General features: G+C 57.1%; 6 protein-coding genes. 1 reads left to right on the top strand and 5 read right to left on the bottom strand.

All coding sequences use genetic code 11. The features are described from left to right. Nucleotides 1-135: 135 nt before the first annotated feature. On the top strand, nucleotides 136-639 hold the full coding sequence (locus CXY83_RS00145) for a hypothetical protein (RefSeq protein ID WP_146069779.1): 504 nt from the start codon (nucleotides 136-138) through the stop codon (nucleotides 637-639). A gap of 110 nt (nucleotides 640-749) precedes the next feature. Here CXY83_RS00145 and CXY83_RS17235 read toward each other — a convergent pair whose 3' ends face one another. From CXY83_RS17235 to CXY83_RS00130, 5 genes are all read right to left on the bottom strand, one after another. Next, nucleotides 750-914: a glycosyltransferase gene (locus CXY83_RS17235; RefSeq protein ID WP_369831101.1), complete on the bottom strand. Its 165-nt coding sequence runs from the start codon at nucleotides 912-914 to the stop codon at nucleotides 750-752. A 545-nt stretch (nucleotides 915-1,459) separates the two neighbouring features. Further along, entirely contained in the window at nucleotides 1,460-1,630 is a 171-nt protein-coding gene (locus CXY83_RS17500) for a hypothetical protein (protein WP_158251771.1), read from the bottom strand. After that, on the bottom strand, nucleotides 1,627-1,953 hold the full coding sequence (locus CXY83_RS00140; RefSeq protein WP_146069778.1) for a hypothetical protein: 327 nt from the start codon (nucleotides 1,951-1,953) through the stop codon (nucleotides 1,627-1,629). The genes CXY83_RS17500 and CXY83_RS00140 overlap by 4 nt, the downstream gene beginning before the upstream one ends. 128 nt (nucleotides 1,954-2,081) lie before the next feature. Then, entirely contained in the window at nucleotides 2,082-2,837 is a 756-nt protein-coding gene (locus tag CXY83_RS00135; protein WP_104195427.1) for a GAF and ANTAR domain-containing protein, read from the bottom strand. Between the two features lie 26 nt (nucleotides 2,838-2,863). After that, a complete protein-coding gene (locus CXY83_RS00130; RefSeq protein ID WP_104195426.1) occupies nucleotides 2,864-3,541 on the bottom strand; it encodes a GAF and ANTAR domain-containing protein in 678 nt (225 codons plus the stop codon). Between the last annotated feature and the right edge of the window lie 310 nt (nucleotides 3,542-3,851).

Raw genomic sequence — 3,851 nt, 5'->3', positions numbered from 1 at the left:
TTCGCCGCGCCCACCACCACAACACCGCTCAGAATCCAGCGACGCCGCTCACTCAAGGCGAACCGGTAGATCGAGGCTTAGCCGAACAAGAGTATGAGGTCGCGCACTGCGGTACTCAGGGCGAGGACGTCCATAGTGACCACGCTCCTGAGCCATCGCCTCGGTTGTGCAGAGACCAACTTGAAACAAAGAATATGCGGAATCATCGTCTATACGGAGCCAGACACCATTACGTTCGCTGCAACGTTGGGGACGACCGTCATCGGTGCGTTTGCGGGAGCATTCCTGAGTAGTCGTTTCGGCTACCAACAGAGCGCACTTGCTGAAAGCGACCGGAGTCAATGCCAAGCAGCAGATACTGCGATTCCGCAACTCATTCACCTGCGACGCTTACTTCGAAATGCTCAGACTTCGCGCTCTACTGGCGAATGGGCTTTGGCTGCAGAATCCGCGTACGAAGTATTGGACGATGCTCGCCCTCTCCTGCCTGAAGGTTCGAAGCACCTCAAATGGAGCATTCGTGCTTCGATCGGAGAGGCCATGGGTGCAGTCGCTGTGGCGGACTTCGATCCTCAGATGCTGACCTACGAGCTCTCCCTTACGATCACCGCTGGACTGGTTACGCGCTGGACTACCTAGACGAGGCAATCCACTACGTGCCTGAGTAGCGGGATGCTCCTCGCTCCAGGATCCCGGCGATGTCGATGCGTGACTATGACGATTGGTTGGCTCACAGTAACCGCTATTGGTCAGGCAGGTAGGCCACGCCGAAGCCGAATTTCGGATCGGTGCACAACATTGATCGCAGGATTGGCCTGCGCCATCTGGTCGGCCAGCGCGCCTGTGCCATCGGGCGAGTCGTCGTCGACGATGAGCACGTCAGCGGTGCCGGTCGCTAGCACGCGCGTGATGATTGACTGGAGGTTGCCTTTTTTCGTTATAGGTGGGGATGATCACCAAGGCTTCATGCATGGTTGTGTCTTTCTCCTGGTGATCTGACTAGCTTTCGATTTTGGAGGCAAACGCTACGACGTTGTCGCGGTAGTGCCCGTACGCATCGTCGAAGGCTCCCCCACAGGTGATGCAACCTCTAGAAATCCGGACATATCCACTTCTCGCGAGTTGAGGTAGGCGATGATCGGAATCTGATCGGCGGTACGGCTAAAGGCACGACCATTTTCGGCTGTCGGCACAGGACTCACATGTCGGTCGGCGCCTGACGAGCTCCGGATGCACCGGGGTTTCTCAGTGGTCGTCGTTGCTTTCGTGACCGCGCGTACCTGACTTCGCCAGGCCCCAGCTGATGAGGTAGCCGACGGTCACGAACGCGACGTACTACCGGGCGTGCTCTGCACCAAAACCCTAGCTATCGTCACCCATGTCGACGGCCACGACCGCGACCGCGATTGCCGCGGAAATAATGACCCATACATAGAGTTCGCTGGGGCTAAACAAACGTTCACGGGGATCGTCTCGAATCGTGCGCGGCAGTTTCCGCGACCCAAATGGCGATGACTTCAGTGAGGTCGTCTGAGAACTTTCGTTCACTGCCGCGCGTGGCAGAAAGTGGCAACGCCTGCGGGTGATCGGAACCATTCACCGGATAAAGCACAGGAGTGATCGCGGTCATGCGTTCACCAGCCCGGTGGATCCGGACTCTGCCCTTGAGGCCAAATGTATGACCACATCGCGAAGCGCTGTGAAGGTGGTCCAGTGAAAACCGCCGCCGATTTCCATCACTTCGTAACTCTCGTTTCGTTGCTCTACGCAGCCGAGGAGTCCATCAAAATTGCCGACGCGAGGCTCGCGACGCACCAGCCAGCCATAGGCCGAAACCTGAGTGATTGACATGCAGTGACTCCAGCAATAGTTCGCGGCGTCTTCGTTGGAATCGACAGGAGGTAAGTTCTTGGATGCGTCATCGGTGCGTGGATAAAGCCGACTATCAAGCATTTATACTCCTCGGATCGCTACGGATAGACCGCTGCCGAGGGCTAGAGCAACAATTAAACCCTACGGCGAAGATGCCTGTGAGTCAATTGTCGTCATCATCAAGGAACGGCCATTTCGCCGTGCCGGATTCAGACTCGTGAGGCGGCTTCGCCTTTCGCCCCGACGCGGCTTCCCAAATCGATGCTGCGGTCGATAACTGCGGTGGCCGCGGTGGTGAGTGTGAGGTTGTGGTCGCGCGCATATTTTCGCAAAGCCGCGAATGCTTCGTCCATCGTTAGCTCAGCGCTTTCCGATACAACACCCTTGGCTTGCTCGATCAGAATTCGGGAGTTAAGGGCTCGTCGTAACTGCGCCGCGACGAGAGTTTTCTCTCTGCTTCCTCGTTCCTGCAGGAGTCCGATGGTGGCAACGTCGGCCAAAGCCTGCGCAACAGCAATATCGGCGGCGACCAGTTCACCCACGTGGATGCTAAACATGTTCAAAGCCCCCAGCACTTGGCCTCGTAGACGCATTGGCGTCGCGTGCACGGATTTGAAACCCTGTCGCATCGCTTCAAGACGGAAGGCAGGCCACCGATCCCCGGAACGTTCGATATCGCCAACGGTCACCGGTTTCCCGGTCGTAAAGCATTCGACACACGGTCCGGCGCCCGCGTTCAGTTGCATCACCTCTATGACAGTCGTTTCTTCACTGGTGGATGCCACTAGCTGCAACTCGCCCAAACCATCGAGGAGCATGAGACCCGCAGCTTGGGTGTCGAGAATTTCCGAACATTGTTCCACGAGGTTTTGCAGAAGGTCAACGACGTCAAAATCGTCCGTGAGGGTGTCGGCTAGTTTAACGAACGCTCTATTCAGATTCGCCTCGCGCGTAAAGTCAGCCATGGCTTGCTCCTTTCTCGATAGTGAAATTATTCGGGGAGAGACCTGAAGCTCAAGTGCCTACTGACGACGTCGCGGGCGACGTCTTGAACGGTTCGACCATTGGCAAAAGCGTGGGCCTGCAGGCGCGAATAGGCGATGGTACCAGTGGTATCCAGTTGAACAAGGATCATCCCTGTTGCCTGATGAACCTCGCGCCTCATCGCCGGGGTCACCATCGACTCTCCAGCGCCCTCATTGTCGGCACCCACGATGGCGTGGCGCACGGCAACATCTGTCAAGGCCGACGCCAGAGTCGCTGCGATCTCCATGTGCCGCGGGCTCAAGGCGCCTGCAGTTCGCCGGTATAACCCGACGGTGCCGACAGTAACTGCACCCATAAGCAAGGGGAACGAGAAGAGCGCGCCCACGTGGAGCGAACCGATCGAAGCTGCAAAAATCGGCCAGGAATCGTGGGTGCCTGCAGAAACATCCGGCACGAGCGTCGGAACACCGGTTTTGAGTGTGGCCCACTGCGGGCCTTCGCCAAGATCGAACTGCAATTCATCGATACGCGCCGCGACCCCATCACTCGAGCAGATGGTGGATTGACCGCCCCTCGGACCGAAAACGGCGATTGACACACCGGTGACGCCAAGGTCGTCTATAAACGGTAAGCACAAATCCGTGGATTCAGCAACCATTAAATCGTTCTTGCTTTCGTGCATCACGTCGTCCGAACGTCGAGGCGCAAGACTAGGAGTTTTGAAAACCAAGTCATTGCGTCCTCCCTCAGAGATCACATGTCTTATACGGGACAGTGCAATTAGGGTACTCTAACCTGCAGAAACAGCCCAAGAGACAGGTCGGAAACGTCGGGCGTGGACTCAGTGATCCTCGAGGACACCGTCGCCCGGCTGAACACCGTCACGCAGTTCATCGCGCGGATCCGCCGCGTCGGCTTAGCTTCGATCCATCGGTCGAGTTGAGTAAGTAACGGCGCGTTAAACCGAGAATGCCTGTCTGATCAGGAAAAAT

The sequence above is a fragment of the Cryobacterium sp. M15 genome, assembly GCF_002929675.1.
GTDB lineage: Bacteria > Actinomycetota > Actinomycetes > Actinomycetales > Microbacteriaceae > Cryobacterium > Cryobacterium lyxosi.
The sequence above is the reverse complement of the archived record's forward strand: the minus strand, read 5'-3'. Positions and strand labels throughout refer to the sequence as shown.